This window comes from Yoonia maritima (genome assembly GCF_002933395.1).
In the GTDB taxonomy this organism is placed as follows: Bacteria; Pseudomonadota; Alphaproteobacteria; order Rhodobacterales; family Rhodobacteraceae; genus Yoonia; species Yoonia maritima_A.
Window position 1 is genome coordinate 14,118 of sequence record NZ_PKFN01000011.1, and the last position, 23,171, is coordinate 37,288.

Consider the following 23,171-nt stretch of genomic DNA (forward strand, 5'->3'; position numbering starts at 1 on the left):
TAGCGCATTTCTTAGACTGGCGGACGACCACGTACCGCGCGGGCAATCATTGTCACTACGAACAGTACCAAGAAAACCAGGAATAGGATTTTTGCGATACCAGCAGATGCGCCAGCAATACCACCAAAACCAAGTGCAGCTGCGATCAGCGCAACAACAAGAAAAGTAAGTGCCCAAGTTAGCATTGTCTTTCTCCTTCAAGAAAATTTCGTTTGTCTTTGTGATAGAATAACCGCCAAAGGTGAATTTGGTTCCAAACAAAGCACACGGAAGGATGACAGAACTTCGCGGAGGGTTGCGTTCACAAGACGAAAAGTTGCAAGGTTTGGCTGCGCGTTGGTCACAATTCGAATATATTTAGTATGTGTTGGTATACGGCGATGCCCTTGATGTGTTGACTTGGCAATGGTGCACATTCTAGCCTTGTACATGTTAATCCGCGCGTACTGATAACTGAAAATAAGTGCGTCACGGCATAACAGACGTGCATATTGGGCGACATTTGGATCCGTAGTCGTCGTGCAAATTTACGGACCTATAGCCTGACATTGTTAATTATTCATAGGTTAGTCGTGCCGATTTTTACTTTTCATAATCTGATCAATGCGTGCCGGTTTTCGGCACCTTTTCCGCTGTTTGATACGCTAGGAACCTTTTCGCATGGTGCAAAAATATCTTGTTCGCAGATTTTTACGGTGCTTGCGTGATTTCCAAAGTAACTTATTTTTTTCGTTTCATACTGTCGGCCATTTTTTTTGTATTCTTATCTGGCGTGCAGGCGTTTGCGCAGGAACGATGTGGGGCCGCTTGCGTATTTGCTGGCCCGCGCTTGGCCAGTGTACAGTCTAGTGAATCTGAGCTTTTAAACCCTGTGCTTTCGGGGTTGTTGGGAACTCATGTCAGCATCAGCGTGCTTGATTGGAATGCGATTGCGAGCGCAGAGCTTGATCTGCTGGGGGTGTTGGGGGAAAGTGGGCAAGATATTATCGTGTCAGACCCCAGCCAGGTCGCGAATATTGACCTAACATTACTTGAGTTGATTGAGGCATCGGCTGTTGTTGCAGAAGCGGACGGAGACACCGCTCTGGTCAGCGCCCTGAATGCACTAAGCATCCCTATCGCTGAGCTGAACCAGACGATTAATTTGGCTGACCTTATTTCTATAAACCTTCCCAGAGGAGCGTTGGCAGAGCTGGAGTTGAACGCTCTCGACCTCATCGGTGGTGCGATCCAGCTTTACAATTATGAAAATGTCGTCACGACAACACAACCAGTCGCTTTGGATAGTACATTTTTACAGCTATTTGGGATTGGAGGGGCAGAGATATTATTGCAGGTTATCGAGCCGCCTCATTTCGAATGCGGCGGGGCTGGTACCACCTTTCATACCTCGACAATCCGCGCGAAGCTCTCGGTAGATTTGGCTGATATTTCGCTTGATACGGGCGTTTTGGAAACGGCGCTTGGCCCTGTGGTTGGCGGATTGGTAGCGGTTGATATCGTTTTGGCTGATATAGACCTGTATTTCGAATTTGGCCGGGTTGACGGTGAAGTCGTATCTGCAGATCCAGTGACCAAAACAGCCAGTGTCGTCCTCGCCCCTAGCGCGATTGATCTCTATCTGGGGGGGATTGACGATGCTATTTTCTTTAACCGTGAGCAGCCGATCCAGCAATCGGACGTCGATTATGCAACGCTTGGCGCGCTTGAAATTTCTTTATTTGGGGGGCTAATTCAACAAAGTGCAGCGATTGACATAAAATCGTTTGCACAAAGCGCGCCCAGCACCGGCGAAACCTTGTTCTTTTCTCCGCCTTACCCTCAACGGCAGGCTATCGGTGACGGTGTTTCTTCCTTCAGTAATTTGGTCGGAACCTTGGCTCAAAGCTTGGATATTGAAGTGCGCGGTTCGCTCGGTGGCTTGATTGATCCAGTGGTCGACTTGATCATTGAACCGCTCTTGAAAGACATTGTTGGTGACCTTCTTGTGAACGTCATCTCGCCAGTCTTAGATATTTCGGTTGATCCGCTGTTGGCCTTTTTGGGCATTGGTATCGGTGAGGGCGAAGTCGCAGTTTTGGGCGTTACATCACAATGTTTGGACTTTAGCGATTGTCCAGTATCTGGCCCTGCGCCGGATGGTTTTTCTATCGCAAACTATGGTGCTCCTTCCCACGTGATTTACGAAACAATGTTTATGGGACTGACCGCTCCTGATGAAGAAACAGGTTCGCTTGCGAATAGTACTGCGACAGGTGACGACGATGACGGTCTTGATGACGAAGACGGCGTTTCAGTGCCTCCGTTGATCCCGGGACAGACGCAGATCATAGAAATCAGCGTTACAGAAACAAGTGGAGAAAGTGGTTACCTCCAAGGCTGGATTGATTGGAACGGCGATGGCAGCTTTTCGGAAACAGAACAGGTTGCAAAAGATGTAACGCTCGCTGGCGGTGGGGTCATATCGCTTTCCGTTATTGTCCCGACCAATGCTCGTCTGGGTCAGAGTTTTGCGCGGTTTCGTTGGTCCACCGAAGCGGGGCTGAGCGCATCAGGTGCTGCACCAGATGGTGAGGTCGAAGATATGAGCGTCGTTGTCGCGAATCCGCCGGCACCTTTAGTAGCGGGCAAGATGCATGCGGATACCGGGTCGGGAAGTGGAATTGCACATGATGCAATCATGAATGGCAACGAGGTTGTACTGGACGGTATTGTGATCCGGGTCGAAACTCTCGCGGGGGAAATTCTTGCTGAGACGATGTCGAACACATCAGGGGATTGGTCACTAACCTTACCGGCCGGAACCAATGAAAGCGTCGTAGTACTGACTGTCCCCCCTGTTGGGTGGTTAACTATTTCTGAAACCACAGTCGGTCCGTCAGAGCTTGTTGTATCCGATAATTCAGACGGTCAGATCGTGCTGAATATCAGTCCGACAAGTGCGATTTCCGATCTGTCATTGGGCCTTGTGCCTATGCCTCGACTTTTTAATGATGTTCAAACATTTGTCCAAGCAGGACAAGTTGCGACACTTAGGCATCAGTATGTCGCGGGAAGTCCTGGAACGGTCAGTTTGGGATTGGCTGACGTGAATGATCGGTCAGCGGGCAGCGTCAGTGTCGCCTTGTATTTGGATAACGATTGCGACGGGACCCCAGACATCGTGGTTACTGGGGGTATCTCTATGGAAGCAGAAGACCGTCTATGTCTTGTGTCGCGTGTTGCGACAAGCTCGGCTGCGGCGAATGGCGTAAATATCACCTATCGACTAACCGCTGAGACATTGCTGAAAGACACCAACCGTCAAATTCTACTAGAAAACTTTGACAGGATAATTATCGGGCGCGATGGTGGTGGTCTGATCGTGGAAAAGTCGGTAGAGAACCTGTCACGCATGAGCGGGGAAACCAGTTTTAATACTGGCGGTCCCGGTGATGTTCTTTTGTATCGTCTCAAGGTGGAAAATTTAGGCTTCGCCACCTTGCAAGACGTGAAAGTCTATGACCAGACACCGCCCTATACCAACCTAGATGGAGAGATCACACAGTCGATTCAGCTGGGAAACGGAACGGAATGCACTTTAAACTGGCCAGAGACTGTCACCGTCGGCTACGTCGGTGACCTTCGGTGGGAATGCAACGGCGCGATGGAACCCGGTACATCGACCACGCTAAAGTTCACCGTGCGTATTCAGAATTAGACCGTGCTTTGTATCTTCAAATTGTGCGACTTCCTATCAGTAATACGTTCCGATGACGGGGCAACTGATTGCGGCAGGGGGTGACCAAGTGTTGTGTCTACTTAGGACAAAACACTGCTGCAACACTTGCCGCTAAGCTTCCAGCTGCATCAATTATGCAATCTTCAACAGCAGCTCTTTCGTGTTTTCGGCGGTCATTTCGATTGGGTTGCCGCCTGTGCTTGGATCGATGAGTGCGCCTGCGACTATTCTGTCGATGTCCGGGTTTTCGATGCCTAAGTCGCTCAGTGTTTTAGGGATGCCAAGCGACGCGTTCAGATCGTCGACGTAGCTGCAAAAGCCGTCAAATCCACCAGTGATCCCAATATAATTTGCTGCCATCTCCATCCGCTCGGCGATTGCTGGTTTGTTGAACTGAAGCACTGCAGGCATGCAGACGGCGTTCGTTGTGCCGTGATGCGTATGGTAGATTGCGCCGATGGGGTGTGACAGCGCGTGGATTGCGCCTAGGCCCTTTTGGAACGCTGTTGCGCCCATTGCTGCTGCGGACATCATGTTAGCGCGTGCTTCAATATCTGTACCGTCGGCGTAGGCACGGGGCAGGTATTCTTTGACCAAGCGCATCCCTTCGAGTGCGATACCTTGCGACATAGGGTGGTAGTGCGGTGAGCAGAATGCCTCTACGCAATGCGCGAACGCATCTAGGCCAGTGCCTGCTGTGATGAACTTTGGCATGCCAACCGTCAGCTCTGGATCGCAGATGACCACGGATGGCAGGAACTTCGGGTGAAAGATGATTTTCTTTTCGGCTGTGACCGAGTTGGTGATCACGGATGCCCGGCCCACTTCGGACCCTGTCCCGGCAGTCGTAGGTACGGCCACAATCGGCGCGATGGCATCCGCGTCTGCACGCGTCCACCAGTCGCCGATATCTTCAAAGTCCCATAGTGGGCGGGTTTGGCCAGCGTAGAACGCGACCAGTTTTCCCAGATCAAGACCCGAGCCACCACCGAATGCGACGACCCCGTCGTGTCCACCTTCGCGAAACGCTTTCACACCGGCCTCGGCATTCTTTTCGTTCGGGTTCGGGTCAACATCAGCAAAGATGGCGCGTCCCAAACCGGCGGCTTCAAGCAGATCAAGCGTCTTTGTCGTGATCGCCATGTCTGCCAGCCCGCGGTCGGTGACCAGCAGCGGTTTTTTGATACCCGCAGCGGCGCAAGCATCTGCGATCTCGGAAATGCGCCCTGCGCCGAAACGAATTGCGGTAGGGTAGGACCAGTTTGCAGTGATCGACATCGGTTAGGCCTTTTTCATGTGGTAGGATTTCGGACGTGTTAGGTTGTGGAACCCGATCACGGACAGACCGCCGCCGCGCCCGGTGTCTTTGCAACCAGTCCAGCATAGGGCGGGATCAAGGTAATCGGCCCGGTTCATAAATACGGTTCCGGTTTCTAGCTGATCGGCGATTGCCTCTGCGCGTTCGGTATCTGGCGTCCAAAGGGAGGCCGTCAGCCCGTAGTCGCAGTCGTTCATGAGAGCGATTGCCTCGGCGTCGGATTTCACGGGCATGATGCCGACGACAGGGCCAAAGCTTTCTTCGCGCATGACACGCATGTCGTGGGTCACGTCGGTCAGGATTTGGGGCATCAGGTATGCGCCCCCATCTTGCGGGAACAACGCAGGATCGATGTGGGTCTTGGCACCTGCGGCAACGGCATCTGCAATTTGCGAACGAACACCATCGGCAAAGCGCACTTGCGCCACTGGCCCGATGGTTGTTTCCGGATCAAGAGGGTTGCCGAGTTTGTAGGTGCTGACGAGTGCGACGGCTTTTTCGACGAATGCCTCGAATAGGCTTTCGTGGACGTAAATCCGTTCGATACCACAGCAGCATTGGCCAGAGTTGAACATTGCGCCGTCCATCAGTGTGTCGACAGCAGCGTCTAGATCAGCGTTTTCCATGACATAGCCGGGGTCTTTGCCGCCCAGTTCAAGGCCCATGTTAGTGAACGTGCCGGCCGCGGCCTTTTCCATCGCGGCGCCGCCTGCGACTGACCCGGTAAAGTTCACGAACCCAAAGGAACGTGTCGCAATAAGGTCTGATGTCGTTTGGTGATCAAGGAATACGTTTTGGAATACGTCGGCGGGCACGCCTGCGGCATGGAATGCCTCTGCCATGCGCTCACCTACAATCGGTGTTTGCGATGCGTGTTTTAGAACGACCACGTTGCCCGCGATCAGCGCGGGGGCAATTGTGTTGATCGCCGTCATGAATGGATAGTTCCAAGGGGCGACGACCAAAACGACCCCATGTGGCACGCGTTTAATCATGCGGCGGAATTTGTCGCTGTCTTCGACCATGGTCGGGGCAAGCGATTCATGCGCGATGTCCGCCATATACTGCGCACGCTCGTTAAAGCCGCCAAATTCACCGCCATAGCGCACAGGGCGACCCATTTGCCAAGCAAGTTCCGGCACGATGAGGTCGTTCATTTCACCGACCTTGGCGACACCAGCAAGCACCAGAGAAATACGTTCGTCTAGCGGGCGTGCGGCCCATTCGATTTGGACCGTCTTTGCGCGGGCGACGGCTGCGTCGGCCTCTACGCGGGTTAGGGTAGGGCGTTCGGCATAGACCGATCCGTCTACCGGAGAGATGCATTTGATAGTCATGGTTCAGGCCCTTTCAAAACCGCGTGCGATTTCCCAGTCGGTCACCACACGGTCAAATTCTTCTTGTTCCCATTCCGCAGCGCGCGTGTAGTGATCGATTACATCGTCGCCCATGACGTCGCGCAGGAATTTCGAATTACGGAGTGTTTCGGTTGCTTTGCGCAAAGTCTGGGGAATGTCACCAGCTTTGGCATCTTCATAGACATCACCTGTGGTAGCAGGCGCAAGAGGCATTTTATCTTCGATGCCCTTGATCCCTGCGGCAAGCATAGCGGCCTGGGCAAGATAGGGGTTCAGGTCCGACCCTCCAATCCGACATTCAACGCGAACGCCCTTGGTGCCATCACCACAAAGGCGGAACCCAGCGGTGCGGTTGTCAATCGACCAGACCGTTTTTGTAGGGGCAAAGGTGCCTTTGGAAAACCGTTTATAACTGTTCACATAGGGTGCCAGAAAATAGGTGTAATCGGGTGCATAAGCGATCAGCCCGGCCATGTAATGTTCCATGAGTTCAGACATGCCCAGTTTGGCGTCCTCGTCATAGAATGCAGGCTTTCCATCGACCCAAAGCGACTGATGCACGTGCGAAGATGATCCAACGCGGTCATGGCTCCATTTCGGAAGGAAGCTGGCGGCGTGGCCCTGTTGCCAGGCGATTTCTTTGATCGCGTGTTTCGCAATCGAATGGTGATCTGCGCAATCCAGTGCAGCGGCGTAGCGGATGTTTAGCTCTTCTTGGCCCGCTTCTGCCTCGCCCTTTGAATTTTCAATCGGGATGCCCGCAGCATATAGATGGTTGCGGATTGGGCGCATGACGCCTTCTTCTTTGGTGGTCTGAAGGATGTGGTAGTCTTCGTTATAGCCGCTAATAGGTTCGAGATCACGGAACCCCGATTTGCGGATTTCATCAAAGCTTTTCGCGAAAAGGAAAAACTCCAACTCTGTGGCCATCATCGCGTCGAACCCAAGCGCCTTGAGCCGATCAATTTGCTTTTTCAGTATAGCGCGGGGGGAATGCGGGACCGGTTCATGCGTGTGATGATCGAGCACGTCGCACAGAACCATCGCGGTTCCTTCTAGCCATGGCACCATCCGAATGGTGCTTAGGTCGGGTTTCATCACATAGTCGCCATAGCCCGACTGCCAACTGGTTGATGCGAAACCGCTTGGCGTTGCCATCTCAAGGTCAGTGGCAAGCAGATAGTTGCAGCAATGTGTTTCGTTAAACGACGTTTCCACAAAGTTGGCCGCGTGAAACCGTTTGCCCATCAGGCGCCCTTGCATATCTACAAGGCAGGTCAGAACCGTATCAACCGTGCCGTCTGCGACGCGGGATTTCAGATCATCGAATGTCAGATTGCCGGGCATTATCGTGTCCTTTTGGGTGGAAGTGGCCCCGAACATGATCCGGGGCCGCTAAGTTCGTTTAGGATATCGTCGACAATCAGCTTAGCCGTAGCGGTAAGGACGTCCAGCTTTGAGCATGTCCGCGTTGTATTGTTTGAAGATATCGACCACGCGGCGTTTCACGTCGCTTTCGGCTGCGATTTCTTCCCAGAAGTCTTGGGCTTTGGCTTCGACTGTTGCCCATTCCTCGTCTGGGATCGTGGTCAGTTCCATCTTGGTGCCATTGACGCGCAGGTTTGCTTCGCCACCCCAGTACCACCACTGACGATAGTAATGTGATTGGTCACAGCAGACGCGGAACAGCGTTTGCAAATCTTCGGGCAATTCGTTCCAACGATCCATGTTGGCGAAGAACGACCCAGCCCAAGCACCAGAGATGTTGTTGGTCAGGAAGTAGTTGGTCACGTCAGCCCAACCAACGGTGTAGTCCTCGGTGATGCCCGACCATGCGATGCCGTCAAGTTCGCCAGTCTGCACCGCGACTTCGATATCTTCCCAAGGTAGGTTCACAGGAACAACCCCAAACTGGGACATAAAGCGGCCAGCTGTTGGGAAGGTAAAGATGCGCTTGCCTTCAAGATCAGCAAGGCTGCGGATCGGGTCTTTGGTAGCAAAGTGGCAAGGATCCCAAGAACCCGCACTGATGTGTTTCACGCCGACGGCGGAATACTCTTCGTCCCAGATTTCGTTCAGGCCGTATTGGTTGAACAGCACAGGCACGTCCAAAGAATAGCGTGAACCAAACGGGAAGTAGCCGCCGAAAACGGTAACCTCGGTCGGGGACGCCATTGAATCGTCGTCAGATTGCACCGCATCAATTGTGCCGCGCTGCATGGCTTGGAACAATTCGCCGGTCGGGACCAGCTGATCTGCATAGAACAGTTCAATCTGCATACGGTCGCCAGCGATCTGGTTGAACATCTTAATCGCAGGATCAATCACGTGCTCGGCTAATGCGGCACCAGCATAGGTCTGCATCCGCCATTTAATTGTGCTTTGGGCAAGCGCGGGCGTCGCCAGCGCTGCGGGGGCGGCAACAGCGGCCCCTTGGATAAACTTACGTCTCGTTGTCATTATATTGTCTCCTAGGTTGGGAAAAATGGCCCACTTTGCGGGGCTCTTATTAAGGGTTGTTGTAAATATAATCGGGCAGCCAAGTCGCGAGGCCGGGGAAAACCATCACAAGGATCAAGGCAAAGACCATGACCAATACGAAAGGGGTGATCGAAGAATAGATATCGCGCAGGGAGATTTCAGGCGGAGCCATCGCCCGCATCAAGAACAGGTTATAGCCGAATGGCGGCGTCATATAAGCAATCTGAGTCGTGATTGTATAAAGGATACCGTACCAGATCAGATCGAACCCTAGTTCGCCAACCAGCGGTACGTAAAGTGGCGCAACGATGACCAGCATCGCAGTGTCATCTAGGAACGTCCCCATCACGATAAAGCTAAGCTGCATCAGAATTAGGATCGTCCAAGGCGACAGGTTTAGCTTTTCGGTGAATAGGCTCTCAATCGCTTTGACCGCGCCCAGCCCGTCAAACACCGCCCCGAACGCCAGCGCCGCCAGAATGATCCACATGAACATACAGGTGATGCCCAACGTATTGCGGACCGAGTTTTCAAAGACTTCGCGCGTCATGCGCCCTTTGATGACCGCAGCAACAAAGGCGGCGATGGCACCAATTGCAGAGCTTTCGACAAGCGATGTCCAGCCGCGCACGAAAGGGATCATCATCACGGCAAAGATGATAAGTGGAAGCAGCCCGGCGCGTAGCAGGCGCATTTTTTCTGCGCGTGGTATATCGCGTTCCTCAGCGGGCAGGATTGGCCCCAGATCGGGGTTCATCCGGCAACGGATCACGATATAGGCGATAAATAGTCCTGCCATCATCAGGCCCGGTACGATCCCGGCAAGCCAAAGCTGGCTAACTGGTTGCCGCGCAATCATTGCGTAAAGAACAAGCACGACAGAGGGTGGTACAAGAATGCCTAACGATGATCCGGCTTGGATCACCCCCGTGACCATGCGTTTATCGTAACCGCGTTTTAACAGCTCGGGCAGCGCAATCGTTGACCCAATCGCCATGCCGGCCACCGACAATCCGTTCATCGCCGAAATAAGCACCATTAGCCCGATTGTCCCAATGGCCAGACCGCCGCGCAGGCCGCCCATCCAGACATGAAACATCTTGTACAAGTCATCGGCAATTTTGGATTCCGACAGCACGTACCCCATGAAGATGAACATCGGCAGGGTCAGAAGCGGGTACCATTTCATCAGCTTCATCGCGGCAGAGAACCCGATGTCAAATCCGCCCTTGTCACCCCAAAGCAGTAAGGCAGCGACGACAGCAACAAAGCCAATCGCACCAAACACCCGCTGCCCTGTTAGCAGCATCAGCATCATGGTGGAAAACATCAAAGTGGCGATTAATTCGTAAGACATCAGATCGTTTCGCCCTTAATGCGCAGCACGTCTTTGCAAAGTTCGGATGTGCACTGCAGCAGCATCAAGAACAGCCCGGTCACCATGATGGATTTGATTGGCCAAAGGTATGGACGCCACGCCGTTGATGCGCGTTCCATCCTACCGATTTCTTCTGAACCTGTGACTAGGCCGCCAAAGAACGAAAACGGTTCAGTACCCCAGTACCCCAGTGAATACGCGGTCGAGCTAACGGCCCCGTAAAGAAGCACGCATAGATAAAAGATTAACAATAGCGCAGTGAAGACATCAAACCACGCCTTTTTGCGCGTGGACCATTCACCATAAAGCAGGTCCATTCGCACATTCGACCCAAGCTGGATCGAATACGGGCCGCCTAAAATATAGTAGCCGACCATCACAAACTGCGCCATCTCAAGCGTCCAAAGCGAAGGCATAAAGAATGTCTTACTGATCGAAGACCAAAGCAGAATCCCCATCAAGACAAATATCCCGTACATAGCGATACGCCCGATACGGTGATTGATCGCGTCAACGACACGGATATACCCGAACATTATGCCACGCATTGAACGGTTCCTTGTGCGCCGATCGCTGCGACAGCATCGACAAGCCAACTGGCGATCATATCACCCATTGCATTCTGTTGATCTTTGGTTTGGATCAGGTCGTTCCTGATTTCGAGCATCACATTCAGGTGTCCGCCCGGCAAAGCGTGTTCACGTAGCGTGTGGGTTACGCCGTTGTCTGGGCCATACGGGTCATTACGTAAAACCACTGCATTTGTGTGTGCGGTTGCTGTGTTCAGCATCGCATCTGCCAACCGGGTGTCACGATCATGAAGCACACCAATTTCGACGTGACGTTTTTGACCATAATAAATAGGGGTAAAGCTGTGAATTGTGACAATAATAGGCGCAGTGGTCTTATCAACCTGTTCTACGACAGCTTTGCGGAACGGTTCGTAATACATCTGCGTGCGTTGCTCTCGTGCCACAGGAGTGAGGTTGAAATTGCCCGGGATGTCGATGACTTCGCTACGTGCGGGCATGGCGTCAGGCGCGCTGGGCGGACGATTACAGTCGTAGACCAGACGCGAAACATTACTTGCGATCAACACAGCGTCCAGCTTGCGTGCGATCCGCAGCGATACCCCCAAAGCACCGGGATCCCAAGCAGCATGGCTATCACGTGCCTTGAGAGGCAGGCCAAGATGGTTCAATGCATCAGGGATATAATGCGACGCGTGTTCGCATATCAAAACGGCAGCAGACCCACCCGTGGGGTTCACAATTTGCACCGTGTCGATTGCCTGGTTTTGTGTCATATGCTCTCCGTTAGGAATAAACTGCTTGCTCGCTGTGCGACATGTCAACAAAATTCTGTTATATTTGTAACAAGGTGAACTGCTTTGTTATTTTTTTAATCAAAACGAGGGCGGTCATGTCTGACGGAGTTCTTACGATTGCAGATCGTATTCATAATAAGCTGGATGATCTGACGCGTGCAGAACGGCAATTGGCGCATTCAATTCTTGAAAACTATCCGGCGTCAGGTTTGGGTCCGCTTGCCGCGTTAGCCAAAGGCGCAGAGGTATCGGTGCCGACAGTTGCGCGCATGGTGCAGAAGCTAGGCTTTAACGGATATCCGGAATTTCAGGCAGAGCTGCGTGAAGAACTAAGGGCAAAGGTGCAGAACCCTATTGCGAAACATGATACGTGGGCTGAGGGCGCACCGTCCGGTCATGTTCTTAATCAATTCACCGATGCAGTCATTGATAATATTCGGCACACGCTGGGACAGATCGCGCCCGCAAAATTTGATGAAGCCTGTGCTATGGTCGCAGATCAAACAAAGTCGCTTTATATCGTGGGCGGGCGTGTTACGCATACGTTGGCCGAATATCTGTTTCTACATACGCAGGTCATTCGTCCACGGGTGACACATGTTCAATCGACGTCAAACACATGGCCGCATTACCTGCTAGATGTTGCCGAGGGCGATGTTTTTGTGATCTTTGACGTCCGGCGTTACGAGAATAACACCTTGAAACTGGCTGAAATGGCACATGCGCGTGGTGCTAAAATCATCTTGTTTACGGATCAATGGCGGTCACCAGTTCACCAGCTTGCTCATATCAGCTTTAGCAGTCGGATTGTCGTGCCATCTGCGTGGGATTCGGCCGCGACAACGATGCTACTTGTGGAAACTATGATTGCGGCTGTCCAGAATATCGATTGGGACGGCACAAAAGAGCGCATGGAGCGGCTTGAGGAAATGTTTGATCAGACCAAGCTGTTTCGCAAGTTTACCTAAGCGAACCCCCATTATTTATGAAATGAGCGAACAAAAATTCAATTTTTGTTCTTTATGAATGCTGCGTTGCGGCGTCAAATTTTGCGCGTAACCTAATAATCCCCTTGCCGAAACCGGTTTCGGAACGAACTATGATTCGTGGGGGATTTAATTTGCGTATTGATTTACATGATAAAGGCATGCGGCGTGCGGTGACACGTGTGACAATCGCGGATGTTTCAGATGCGCTGGGATTGACTAAGTCGACAGTGTCACGTGCGCTGAACCATTATCCCGACATTTCAGAAACCACCCGCAACCGTGTAAAAGCGATGGCCGATAAAATGGGCTATCGTCCGCTAAGCCACGCACAAGCCATCCGGACAGGGTTGGTGAAATCACTGGGTCTTGTTATCCAAATGGCAGATCACGACGCGCAGCGTCCATTTTTAGCGGAATTTCTGGCGGGTCTTTCTGAGGGCGCAAGTGCCGAAGGTTTTACCCTCACCATTGCAACATCAAACAGCGCAGCTGCGACGGTTGAAACCTTTCGTAATATGATCCGTGACCGCAAGGCGGATGGATTTATTTTACAACGAACAATGATCAACGACCGGCGGATTGCACTGTTACGTAAAGAACGGGTTCCGTTTGTTTTGTTCGGCCGTGCGGATCAGCCTGACGACTGTCCATCGTTTGATATTTTGGGCGAGGTGGCAATGCGCGAGGCGGTGTTGCACCTTGTGTCACTGGGGCACCGCCACATCGGTTTTATCAACGGCGGAACGCAGTATACCTATGCCCCATTCCGCAACGCCGGCTTTTTGCGGGGAATGCAGGATGCGGGACTGCCGGTGGACGCGGCATGTGTGTCACAGGATGCGGTTACAGTCGCAGACGGAGAAGCGGCTGCGACAGAGATGCTGTCTTTGCCGACGCCACCTACCGCAATCATATGTGCCGTCGATATGGCGGCGCTGGGCGTTTACCGCGCTGCAGCCTTTGCAGGTTTGGTCGTGGGGGAAGACATTTCCGTAATCGGCTATGACGGTGTGCCCGAGGGCGCACATGTATCACCGCCATTGTCGACGTTTGCTGTCAATTTCAAAGAAGCAGGTCAACGCCTGAGCGGCCTTTTGATCCGCCGTATTCGCGGGGCGAAATCGCAAGATTTGCAAGAAACGGCAGTGCCAAAGTTTCTTAATCGCGGATCGACTGGTCCCGTGCTTGCTGATCCGAATACTTCAATTTTTACTAAGGGAGGGAACTATGAAAATTAATCGTAAATCCACATTAATGATGGGCGCGGCGACTGCTCTTGTCCTGTCCGCTGTTGGCGCACATGCTGACACACTGCGGTTTTGGACAACCGAAGAACAGCCCGAACGTCTTGCGCGGCAAGAGCAGATGGCTGCTGATTTCGCGGCCGCCTCTGGTCACACCGTCGAGGTCATTCCAGTTACCGAAAGCGATCTTGGTACCCGTGCGACAGCGGCCTATGCAGCCGGTGATCTGCCCGATGTGATTTATCACACTTTGCAATATGCGCTGCCTTGGGCTGATGCCGGTATTTTGGATGCAGATGCCGCGACGGATGTGATCGAAAACCTAGGCGTTGATACGTTTGCGCCAGGTGCGCTTGCTATGGCGACAAGCAACGAAGGTTACGCATCTGTGCCTGCCGATGGTTGGACGCAAATGATCGTTTACCGTGCTGACAAGTTTGAAGATGCAGGTCTTGAGCCGCCGACATCTTATGCCAATGTGTTGGCGGCGGTTGACGCGCTGCATAATCCACCTGAAATGTACGGGTTCGTCGCGGCAACGAAGGTCGATGAAAACTTCATGAGCCAAGTTCTGGAACATGTGTTCCTTGCGAATGGCGTTTCCCCAGTTGGCCCAGATGGCATCCAACCATTAGACGAGGCGGCAACGATCGAAGTGCTAGAGTTCTACAAGGCCATCGCAGAGGCGTCGCCTCCGGGTGATCTGTATTGGGATCAGTCGCGTTCACTGTATTTCTCGGGGAATGCAGCGATGATCATTTGGTCGCCGTTCATTTTGGACGAATTGGCAGGCTTGCGTGACAGTGCGCCGCCCACAATCAACGATGATCCAACCAGCCCAGCATTGGCGGCAGCAACTGGTATCGTGACGACGTTCTCTGGCCCCTCTAACCCGGACGGGGCAGCATGGGGTGATATCCGCTATTTCGGCATCACGTCTGATGCTTCGACCGACGCGGCCATGGAATTTGTCGAATATTCGATGAACGAAGGTTACGGTCAGACGCTTGCCATCGCGCCAGAGGGTAAGTTCCCTGTGCGGCGCGGGACGGCGGACAACCCGACTGAGTTTAGCGATCTTTGGGCAACCTTGGATGTGGGCGTGGACCGCAAGGCGCCGCTGGGCGACTTGTATGATCCGGCAATGATTGAAGAAATCGTTGGTGGTTTGGATGTCGCACAGCGCTGGGGCGTTGCGGATGGCCAGCTAGCGACAGCATCAAAGATCATCAACAGCCAAGTGATCAACCGTTTGGTGCGTGAATACATCGACGGTGAACGCGATGCAGCGGCAACAGTGGCAGCACTGAACGAAGCCATCGCAGGCGTCGAGTAACAAGTAGCGCAAGGCGGCGTGACCTGCGCCGCCTTGCATAAGGCTAATTTCGGAGCACCACACCATGTCAGACGTTTCACCACCCAAAGGCTCTGGCCCGCTCGCGCGGTTAGAGGCGCGTTTGGCTTGGGGATTGCTTGCGCCCACGATTGCGGCAGTCGCATTGGTGGTGATCCTTCCGTTGCTTGCGATCTTTTGGATCAGCATTAAGCCGGTATCGCTATCTGACCTGCGCGCGCCAGAGGTGGTCATCCGTGAAGATATCCGTGGCGACTATGAATCCGTCGGTGACGAAGCCTCGATCAGATACCGGCTACGCAATTCATCCCAAGACCAACCCATACGTGGCGTCACAATAACAGACACTATTCCTCAGGGTTTAGCTGTCTTTGACCTCGACCCGCGGTGTGCGTTGGATGGTCGGGCATTGTTTTGCGACTTTGGCGATTGGGAGGGCGGATTTCGTGAAACGCTCATGATCCCTGTCATGGTCGAACAGTCCTATTTAGACACTAATTTGCGCCCGCAAGACACTGATGCGACGGTTACTGGCCGCGCTTCAAGCGTGCTGAGCAATGCGACCTTTACCTTTGATAATTTCAAACGCGTTTTTGACGGCGATGAATTCTGGTCGGTTCTGTGGGTCACGCTGTTTTACACTGTGTTCGGGACGATTGGGGCGCTACTGTTTGGGTTGTTCGCAGCGATGCTGCTGAACAAATCGTTCAAAGGTCAGGGCATTTTACGCGGGCTATATCTGTTCCCTTACGTATCGCCTGTCATTGCTGTGGCCTTTGCTTGGATTTTGTTGTTCGATCCGTTTTCAGGGTCTGCCAATGCGCTTTTGATCCAAATGGGCGTCACGCAAGAGGCGATCAACTTTTTCGGTCAGCGGCCATTGGCATTGATCATGGTGACCCTGTTTGAAATCTGGCGCTATTTTCCGCTGTCATTCCTGTTCATCCTTGCGCGGATGCAGTCGATCGAGAGCGATATGTACGAGGCCGCCGATATGGATGGCGCGTCACCGTTCCAGCAATTTTGGTACCTAAGTGTGCCGCAGTTGTTGGGCATTCTTTCCGTTCTGTTCCTGCTGCGCTTCATTTGGACGTTCAACAAATTCGATGACATTTTTCTGCTAACGGGTGGCAATGCGGGTACGCGAACGCTGACGGTGAATGTCTATGAGCAGGCGTTTGCAGTGTCTAACATTGGGGCAGGGGCTGCAGTTGCCGTCGTGATCTTTGGCTGTTTGCTGCTATTCTCGTTCTTCTTCTTCCGGTTCATCAGTCAGGAGGAAGGGCTATGAAGCACCTACGCTTTGGATATGTCACAGCACCGGTTTTGGGCGTCATGTGGACATTCGTGATTGCCCTTACCGTCGCCATCGCGATGAGCTTTGCAACGGGTTCGGCCTTTCGCCCTTCGGGATTAGGCGCATTGATTTGGGGCGCTGGGCTGGGGTTGGCGTGTCTGCCGGGGCCAGTATGGAAACCCGTTGCCGCAGGTATCATCGTCACGATTGCGGCCCTGTTCGGTTTTGGTCCCATTGCCATCGGGGACGGCGTGTCAGGTTTTTCAAGCCTGCTAGGTGCCGCCGGAACCGCCGGGTTCGCCGTGCTTGGGCTATGGATCATGCTGGACGAGGTCGCATTCGGCCCGATCAATCGGCACGTGTTTGAGGCCGCGATTATCAAGTTTCTGACCGGATTTGGATATATCTTCTTTACCGCCATCGTGTTGATCCCGTTCTACGTGATGGTGCTGACTAGCCTCAAAAACCAAGCCGAGCTTATTCAAAATCCGTTAGATTTTTCAGTGGACCTTTCCAAAGGTTGGGATCTGTTTCGGTCGTATGACGAATTGTTCACGCAGTTTAATTTTGGCACTTATCTGCTGAACTCTTTCATCATCTCAGTTCTGACGGTCTTCATTACGTTGCTGTTCGCTGTGCCCGGTGCCTATGCCGTTGCGCGGCTTCGGTTTCGCGGGCGCGCCGCGTTTTCTAGGTCGATTTTGCTGATCTATATGGTGCCGATGATCGTGCTGGCGCTGCCAATCTACATTGCTTTTTCCATGCTGGGCCTGCGCAATAGCCTTGGCGGGATCATCATGATCTATCCGGTCACGACGATCCCCGTCGCGCTTTATATGCTGCAAGGGTATTTCCGCGGACTGCCCGCCGAGATCGAAGAGGCAGGTCTAATGGACGGGCTAAGTCGGCTAAAGGTGATCTGGAAGATTACGCTGCCACTGTCACTGCCCGCCATGGCTTCGGTTTCGCTTTATGTTTTCATGATCGCTTGGAATGAATTCCTGCTTGCGTTCATGCTGCTGGATGATCCGTCAAAATTCACGCTGACACGTGGGATCGCCAGTCTCAACTCTTCTGAAATTCCGCGCCAGCACCTGATGGCAGGCTCTGTGATCGCGACCGTGCCGATCATGGTTCTGTTCTTGGGGTTAGAGCGTTTTATGACAAAAGGACTGACCGCCGGGTCGGTCAAAGGATAACAAGATGAACTACGATAAACTTGATAAACGGGCGCGCAAAATCCTACAGGCGAATGACCGGGGGCTTTACACAGTGCCTACCAAAGGGCTTTACCCCTATCAGTGGAACTGGGACAGCGCGTTTTGTGCATGGGGTATTGCGACATATGACGTGCGTCGTGCTTGGGCCGAGTTAGAGACGCTTTTTACCGGTCAATGGGACAATGGGATGGTGCCGCATATCGTGTTTCACAAGCAGGCATTCGGCTATTTTCCGGGGCCTGATGTTTGGGATGTTCCGCGCGTGCCGCATACATCGGGTATTACTCAGCCACCTATCGCCGCAACAATGGCACGCAGTGTTTATGAACAAGACAAACACTATGGCCGGGTGCATATGGAACTGCTGTATGGGCGGTTGGTGTCTTGGCATCGCTGGTTCGTGAAATATCGCATGCATGATGGTATGGTTGTTATCACGCACCCTTGGGAATCTGGCCGTGATAATGCTATCGATTGGGATGGCGCGATGGCCAATGTTGATGGGTCAAATGTCGGGGAATACACCCGCCGGGACACCGCGCATATCGACCCTGAAATGCGCCCCAAAAAAGAAGACTATGACCGCTATCTTGCGATGCTGTATTTCTCGCGCGATTGCGGCTGGGATGAGGTTGAGATCGCAAAGAACTCTCCTTTGCGGGTCGCGGATGTCGGTATGACGTTCCTGTTTTTGCGCGCTTGTCGCGACTTGTTGCATCTCGCGTTGGAGCTGGATCACGAAACTGACGAAATCCAAGGCTGGATTAGCGCCCTAAAAGAAGGTGTCGACCGACACTGGAATGCTGACCGTGGGCACTACGATAGCATCGATATTCGTACTGGAAAATTTGCTAACTCTCTTAGCACGGGGTCATTTTTATGTTGGTATGCAGGCGTGGATCATCCAGAGATGTTGGCACATTACGAACGGATCATGGGCGAGGTGCCATTTGGCGTACCCTCTAATGACCCGGCTGCGGATACGTTTAACCCTAAACGATATTGGCGAGGTCCGACATGGTCCAACGTGAACGCGTTGATCGCTATTGGATTGGCTGAGATGCACCATATTACTAAGGCAGAAGAACTACGTAAAGCGACCCAAAGCCTAATCGCAGAGCATGGTTTTTACGAATATTTCGACCCTTACCAAGGCTCGCCTGAAGGCGGCGATAACTTTAGCTGGACGGCTTCGATTTGGCTGACTTGGGCATCACCGCATGCAAAGGGGAGGTTCTAAATGGGGTCTATCGCGCTAAAATCTGTCGAAAAGTGGTTCGGCGATGTTCAGGTGATTAAAGGCATCGACCTTGAGATCGGAGAAGGTGAGTTTATCATTTTTGTTGGCCCCTCTGGCTGCGGAAAATCCACGTTGCTGCGGATGATTGCGGGGCTAGAGGAAACCAGTCGCGGTCAAATCATGATCGATGATCGCGATGCCACGGCTGAACCGCCGGCCAAGCGCGGTCTTGCGATGGTTTTCCAATCCTACGCGCTTTATCCGCATATGTCGGTTCGCGACAATGTTGGTTTTCCGTTGAAATCGGCAGGCATGTCAGCCATCGAAGTGGCGGCAAAAGTGGATGAAGCCGCTCGGGTTTTGAAGCTAGATGCCTACATGGATCGTCGGCCCAAAGATCTGTCGGGTGGTCAGCGCCAGCGCGTCGCAATTGGACGCTCTATCGTGCGCGATCCGACTGCGTTCTTGTTTGATGAACCGCTCTCGAACCTTGATGCCGCTCTGCGGGTTGCGATGCGTTATGAAATTGCCAAACTGCACCAGACCCTGAAATCCACGATGATCTATGTCACCCACGATCAGGTCGAAGCAATGACGCTTGCCGACCGGATCGTCGTACTGGATGGCGGTCGCATTGCGCAGGTCGGCACCCCGCGCGAGCTATACGAAAAGCCCGCGAACTTGTTCGTTGCGCAATTCATCGGCTCACCCAAGATGAACGTGGTACCCGCTGAAACTGTCACAGAGGTGGCGATGCCAACGGGGACGACGCACATTGGGTTACGTCCTGAACATGCGGTGTTGGGTGCGGCCGGATCTGGCCAGTTAGAAGGCACAGTGGATGTCCTTGAATACCTTGGCGCGGATACGTTTGTTGTGCTTGATTGCGCAGAGGCGGGGCAGGTTACCGTCCGTGTTCTGGGGGATAGTGACCTGTCACCCGGCGACAAGACTAGCGTGCAGTTCGACCCCGCACGCACGCATTTCTTTGGTGCGGACGGTATCGCGCTATTCTAGGGGGCGGATAGGAAACCACCCTCGGGCAGTGCGCCGAACGTCGATCGCCACTGCCCGACAAACCGCGAACGCCGATGTCGGTCCATTGCCACCAACAATTTTGGGTCAATGGGGATCGTCCGCTGTGCGCTTTCCGACAGCAATGTCGCATCGTCGTCACGACGTTGAACAAGATTTCCAGCGGCCAAAATATCTTGGCCTTGGGGTGACAGTAAGAAATCTAACAAGATCGCGGCGCCAACTTTGTTCGTTGCTGTTTGCGGGATCATATAAGCGCGCGACAACAAGAGCGTATAGTCCTCGGGGTGGATGACGCCGATATTTTTCCGCGGAGTTGAGCTAAGGTACGACCCAAGGACGTTGTAGGCGATCAGATATTCACCTTTGGCGACACCATCAATGATTTCGGCAGAACAGCACGTCGCGACGGCATTGGTGCGTGCGAATCCCTCTAATAGACCACCGAATGTTGTGGCTTCTAGGCTGTCCATAAATGCGAACAGAAAACCTAGCCCTGATGCTTCAACATCGTAGGTGGCGATTTTACCGCGATAGGGTGACTCTGCGCGTCGCATCAGGTCAAGCAAGGCAAAGCGCGTGTGCGGCGCATCTTCGGCGGGGACGAGGGCGCTGTTGTAGATAATCACCGCAGGTTCGAGCGTAATCCCCCAAAGTTCGTTACGCCAGACACGCGCTGTGGATAGCCCCCGCGTGATGTCAGATGTATATGGATGCGCACATGCGCGATTAACAAGGTCGACCATCTGGTGCACGCCCGAGGACAGGACTGCATCCGCGGCTGGTATCTGACCATCACACGCAGCGCGGCTATCTGCATAAAGCGCGTTGGACCCCCATTGTTCATAGGTGATCGAGATATCAGGGTAGATACCAACAAATGCATCGAGCGCAGGTGTCAAAACGCCAATATCAGTGGTTGAACGCACGACAATATCGGTGGGGGCAATTGCCACATCTGACACAAAATGCGCGACGGCCTCCTGGGCGATGGCGGGGCCTGACAACATCCATATACAAACGATGTAGCGGATCATGTGTTGTCCTCATTTTGGGAGGGCAATGTTAGGGTTACCCGAAATCCTGTTTCTGTTGTGCCCATGTTGACTGAACCGTTAAATGCTTCGGCGACGGCGTGTACGATCGACAGGCCAAGTCCTGCGCTATTGCCTTGAGACGCCGCTGATCGTTCGAAACGTCCGCCAATTCGCGATAAGATATCATGTCCTGGGCCTTTGCCTGCGTCTTCGACCCATAGCTCTGATTGAAGCGGGCTTGTACTAACGCCGATGCGAATAGGTGCTTTGCCGTGCTGTAACGCATTAGTTAGCATGTTTTTACCCGCCTCAGTGACGGATACTTCATCCGCCATGACAATAACGGGGGCGTCGGTGATGATCAGATCAACCTCGACACCGGGGGCAAGCAGTTCTGGGTCGCATTCGTCTAGAACTTGCAGCGCGATATCGCGCAGATCCACAGGTTCTGGCGGGGCGTTATCCGTGCGGTGAATAACCAATGCGCGCGACAGCATTTGATCCAGTAAATTTCCCAACGACCGGGTGCGCCGCAATAGCCGCTCAAGCCGTTGTGGCTGATGTTCGGTATCATCTTCAATTGCCAATTCTGCCTGCGCGCGGATTGCAGCGACCGGGGTGCGTAACTGGTGCGCTGTGTCTGAAATCAGGTGTTTCATCGCGCCGATTTGCCGGTCAAGCCGCTGCATAAATCGGTTCATTGCATCGGTCATTACTGCGACTTCGGCTGGGCCATCGGCCTGCATCGGGGTTAGATCATAGGGATCACGTGCCAGTAATTCGTTTGCCATCCGTTCAAGCGGGCGCATCGCGGACCGGATCACTAAATACGCACTTAGGATCAGCGCGATGCCCGCAAGCCCGGTGATAACAAGTGCACCTTTGGTCAGGTCAATTGCCATCGCATTGCGGGCGCGCAGCGTTTGTCCAACAGTGACCGATACCGTTCCGGAATAGTCCCGCTCTGAGAATCTGCGGACGACGGTCACAAAACGGCTTGGTTCACCTTGCAATGTGCTGTCGTAATAAAAAGGATCAGCCTGCCGCCGCGCCGCGCCTTCGGGCGGTAACGCGGTTTCGTATCCCGTCAAAAGCGCGCCGTCTGGGCCACGTACCGCGTAAGCAATGCGATCATCCAGAGCGAGCGACAGTAAGCCAAACGCAGACACAGGAATGTCGGCGATTGCGGCCCCATCGATGATATTGATTGATTCAGCGATGTCATTTGCTGCCCCCACCAGCAATCTGTCATAGGACTGCCGCGCCGCGTTTTTACCGTAGGCAAACGCCGCGAGTGAAACGATACATCCCCCTATGGCGAGCAGTGACAAGACGCCAATCATGACCCGCGAAAGAAGCGAACGCTGTGCCAGCTTGGATGGTTGATCAACCGCTGGCATGAATGCGGTATCCTAGACCACGCTGTGTTTCGATCGCGACGCCCGATGCGTTCAGCTTTTTGCGCAGCCTCGCTATGTACAGCTCAATTGCATTCAGCCCAACATCCACATCATCAAAGGCAAACAGCCCGTCATAAAGGCGTTGCTTGCTAAGAACCTGACCTTGGCTACGCAGCAATAATCCCAATAACATCGCTTCGCGTCGGGTTAGGTCGACGGGGGTCCCGTCTAGGGTTGCGGCCAAGGTTGCGGGTGAAAACGATAGCGGTCCAAGTTGAACTTGATCAGATTTTTGATCTGTTTCGCGTCGCACTAACGCGCGGATGCGGGCTTCTAATTCACGCTGATCAAAGGGTTTTACAAGGTAATCATCTGCCCCAAGGTCCAGCGCTGAAACACGATCATCTACGGAAAAAAGCGCAGTCAGCATCAGAACTGGTGTGCGATCATTTCTCTGTCGCAGCGACTGTAGCAATTCAGTTCCGTTACGGTCAGGAAGGTTGATATCAAGCACGATGGCGTCGTAGCTTTGCACAGCAAGGAAATCTTCTGCGGTCGCGTATGTGTCGGCCAAATCGCAAGCCATGCCCGATTTGCCAAGACGGATCGCGATGGCCTCGGCCATGTCAGTTGCATCCTCGACTATTAAAACCCGCATTGGTGTTCCTTTCCCCCCAAGGTATGATCACCGACCGCATTTTGTGGTGCGTGACAGGTTCATGACAGCTTGGCCTCCTATCCATTACTCATAGTCATTCGCGAGGAGACTGCA

At 53.2% G+C, this 23,171-nt stretch carries 19 protein-coding genes; 8 read left to right on the plus strand and 11 right to left on the minus strand.

Annotated elements, in window-relative coordinates; translation table 11 throughout:
- Positions 1 to 11: 11 nt before the first annotated feature.
- The gene (locus tag CYQ09_RS14965; protein ID WP_106746209.1) at positions 12 to 185 is read right to left on the minus strand and encodes a DUF1328 domain-containing protein; all 174 of its coding nucleotides are present in this window, start codon (positions 183 to 185) and stop codon (positions 12 to 14) included.
- 725 nt (positions 186 to 910) lie between these two features.
- Here CYQ09_RS14965 and CYQ09_RS14970 point away from each other — a divergent pair.
- Positions 911 to 3,700: a GEVED domain-containing protein gene (locus tag CYQ09_RS14970; protein WP_162617696.1), complete on the plus strand. Its 2,790-nt coding sequence runs from the start codon at positions 911 to 913 to the stop codon at positions 3,698 to 3,700.
- A gap of 153 nt (positions 3,701 to 3,853) precedes the next feature.
- On the opposite strand, the gene CYQ09_RS14975 is transcribed toward CYQ09_RS14970, so the two are convergent.
- The 7 genes from CYQ09_RS14975 to CYQ09_RS15005 form a co-directional block, all read right to left on the minus strand.
- Positions 3,854 to 4,999, minus strand: a complete 1,146-nt coding sequence (locus CYQ09_RS14975) for an iron-containing alcohol dehydrogenase (RefSeq protein ID WP_106746211.1) — start codon at positions 4,997 to 4,999, stop codon at positions 3,854 to 3,856.
- A 3-nt stretch (positions 5,000 to 5,002) separates the two neighbouring features.
- Positions 5,003 to 6,376, minus strand: a complete 1,374-nt coding sequence (locus CYQ09_RS14980) for an aldehyde dehydrogenase family protein (RefSeq protein WP_106746212.1) — start codon at positions 6,374 to 6,376, stop codon at positions 5,003 to 5,005.
- A gap of 3 nt (positions 6,377 to 6,379) precedes the next feature.
- Positions 6,380 to 7,744, minus strand: coding sequence for a glutamine synthetase family protein (locus tag CYQ09_RS14985; RefSeq protein ID WP_106746399.1), 1,365 nt, complete (start codon positions 7,742 to 7,744; stop codon positions 6,380 to 6,382).
- An 81-nt stretch (positions 7,745 to 7,825) separates the two neighbouring features.
- Positions 7,826 to 8,857: a TRAP transporter substrate-binding protein gene (locus CYQ09_RS14990; protein WP_106746213.1), complete on the minus strand. Its 1,032-nt coding sequence runs from the start codon at positions 8,855 to 8,857 to the stop codon at positions 7,826 to 7,828.
- Between the two features lie 49 nt (positions 8,858 to 8,906).
- Positions 8,907 to 10,235: a TRAP transporter large permease gene (locus tag CYQ09_RS14995; RefSeq protein ID WP_106746214.1), complete on the minus strand. Its 1,329-nt coding sequence runs from the start codon at positions 10,233 to 10,235 to the stop codon at positions 8,907 to 8,909.
- Positions 10,235 to 10,804 carry a TRAP transporter small permease subunit gene (locus CYQ09_RS15000; RefSeq protein ID WP_106746215.1) on the minus strand — a complete coding sequence of 190 codons (570 nt, stop codon included), beginning with the start codon at positions 10,802 to 10,804 and terminating at the stop codon, positions 10,235 to 10,237. The genes CYQ09_RS14995 and CYQ09_RS15000 overlap by 1 nt, the downstream gene beginning before the upstream one ends.
- A complete protein-coding gene (locus CYQ09_RS15005) occupies positions 10,792 to 11,562 on the minus strand; it encodes an N-formylglutamate amidohydrolase (RefSeq protein ID WP_106746216.1) in 771 nt (256 codons plus the stop codon). The genes CYQ09_RS15000 and CYQ09_RS15005 overlap by 13 nt, the downstream gene beginning before the upstream one ends.
- A 116-nt stretch (positions 11,563 to 11,678) precedes the next feature.
- Here CYQ09_RS15005 and CYQ09_RS15010 point away from each other — a divergent pair, with 116 nt between their 5' ends.
- The 7 genes from CYQ09_RS15010 (at position 11,679) to CYQ09_RS15040 (ending at position 19,944) form a co-directional block, all read left to right on the plus strand.
- Complete coding sequence (locus CYQ09_RS15010) at positions 11,679 to 12,551, plus strand: MurR/RpiR family transcriptional regulator (protein WP_106746217.1); 873 nt, start codon at positions 11,679 to 11,681, stop codon at positions 12,549 to 12,551.
- A 131-nt stretch (positions 12,552 to 12,682) separates the two neighbouring features.
- Positions 12,683 to 13,810 carry a LacI family DNA-binding transcriptional regulator gene (locus CYQ09_RS15015; RefSeq protein ID WP_239495967.1) on the plus strand — a complete coding sequence of 376 codons (1,128 nt, stop codon included), beginning with the start codon at positions 12,683 to 12,685 and terminating at the stop codon, positions 13,808 to 13,810.
- Positions 13,800 to 15,152 (plus strand): ABC transporter substrate-binding protein, encoded by a 1,353-nt coding sequence (locus CYQ09_RS15020; protein WP_106746218.1) that lies wholly within the window; start codon positions 13,800 to 13,802, stop codon positions 15,150 to 15,152. The genes CYQ09_RS15015 and CYQ09_RS15020 overlap by 11 nt, the downstream gene beginning before the upstream one ends.
- Positions 15,153 to 15,216: 64 nt before the next feature.
- Positions 15,217 to 16,461 (plus strand): carbohydrate ABC transporter permease, encoded by a 1,245-nt coding sequence (locus CYQ09_RS15025; RefSeq protein WP_106746219.1) that lies wholly within the window; start codon positions 15,217 to 15,219, stop codon positions 16,459 to 16,461.
- Positions 16,458 to 17,666 (plus strand): carbohydrate ABC transporter permease, encoded by a 1,209-nt coding sequence (locus CYQ09_RS15030; RefSeq protein ID WP_106746220.1) that lies wholly within the window; start codon positions 16,458 to 16,460, stop codon positions 17,664 to 17,666. The genes CYQ09_RS15025 and CYQ09_RS15030 overlap by 4 nt, the downstream gene beginning before the upstream one ends.
- Before the next feature lie 4 nt (positions 17,667 to 17,670).
- Positions 17,671 to 18,927, plus strand: a complete 1,257-nt coding sequence (locus CYQ09_RS15035; protein ID WP_106746221.1) for an MGH1-like glycoside hydrolase domain-containing protein — start codon at positions 17,671 to 17,673, stop codon at positions 18,925 to 18,927.
- The gene (locus CYQ09_RS15040) at positions 18,928 to 19,944 is read left to right on the plus strand and encodes an ABC transporter ATP-binding protein (RefSeq protein WP_106746222.1); all 1,017 of its coding nucleotides are present in this window, start codon (positions 18,928 to 18,930) and stop codon (positions 19,942 to 19,944) included.
- On the opposite strand, the gene CYQ09_RS15045 is transcribed toward CYQ09_RS15040, so the two are convergent.
- From CYQ09_RS15045 to CYQ09_RS15055, 3 genes are read right to left on the minus strand one after another with little or no spacing between them, the layout of a single operon-like run.
- Entirely contained in the window at positions 19,941 to 20,999 is a 1,059-nt protein-coding gene (locus CYQ09_RS15045; protein ID WP_106746223.1) for an ABC transporter substrate-binding protein, read from the minus strand. The two genes, CYQ09_RS15040 and CYQ09_RS15045, sit on opposite strands and share 4 nt — an antisense overlap.
- A complete protein-coding gene (locus CYQ09_RS15050; RefSeq protein ID WP_106746224.1) occupies positions 20,996 to 22,399 on the minus strand; it encodes a sensor histidine kinase in 1,404 nt (467 codons plus the stop codon). Before CYQ09_RS15050 ends, CYQ09_RS15045 begins: the two co-directional genes overlap by 4 nt.
- Entirely contained in the window at positions 22,386 to 23,057 is a 672-nt protein-coding gene (locus CYQ09_RS15055; protein WP_106746225.1) for a response regulator transcription factor, read from the minus strand. The genes CYQ09_RS15050 and CYQ09_RS15055 overlap by 14 nt, the downstream gene beginning before the upstream one ends.
- Positions 23,058 to 23,171: the final 114 nt, after the last annotated feature.